This is a genomic window from Vibrio sp. Vb2131, from assembly GCF_033338535.1.
GTDB lineage: Bacteria > Pseudomonadota > Gammaproteobacteria > Enterobacterales > Vibrionaceae > Vibrio > Vibrio alginolyticus.
The window spans coordinates 1-622 of sequence record NZ_JAWOSW010000101.1 but is presented as its reverse complement, the minus strand read 5'-3'; the positions used below and the strand labels follow the sequence as shown (position 1 = coordinate 622).

The 622-nt window shown below is 50.0% G+C and carries 1 protein-coding gene; it reads right to left on the bottom strand.

Annotation, left to right across the window (positions count from 1 at the left end):
- Positions 1-622: RQC domain-containing protein (locus tag R7E38_RS23090; protein WP_318082178.1), on the bottom strand; the 622-nt coding region annotated here is incomplete at both ends.

Sequence of the window (622 nt, the reverse complement as noted above, 5' to 3'; positions counted from 1 at the left end):
GTAGTTTTTGCTGGTCAGTTTGTCCGACTTCGCAGCGCGTGCTGCGGTATCCAAACGAGGAACCGCTAGCTCGAGCGAAACATCCCCGCGCAATAATGGTCGAGCTTCCTCGGTCAATTGCAACGTCGAGTTTCGAGTAATGTTTTGAAACAGCAGACCTTTGTGGATTAACTGGCGGAAGATACTCACCCAGTAATCATGGCTGTGATCGCGGCCAATGCCGTATGTAGAGATATTATCGTGGCCATGTTCACGCACGCGGATATTTTGCATACCACGCAGCACCTCAACCACATACGTCATACCAAAGCTTTGGTTAACACGGTAAACACACGACAACGCTTTTCGCGCTTCTTCTGTCGCATCAAAATGTTTGGGTGGATCGAGGCAGATATCACAGTTACCACAAGGCTTCTCGCGGTATTCACCAAAGTAGTTGAGCAGAACCTGACGACGACAGGTTTGCGCTTCCGCAAAGGCACTCATCGCATTAAGTTTATGGCTTTCTACTTGCTTTTGCGGTCCATCGTCTTTTTCATCCAGCATGCGGCGTAGCCAACTGATGTCTGCGGGGTCGTACAACATCATCGCTTCAGCAGGTAAACCATCTCGCCCTGCTCGT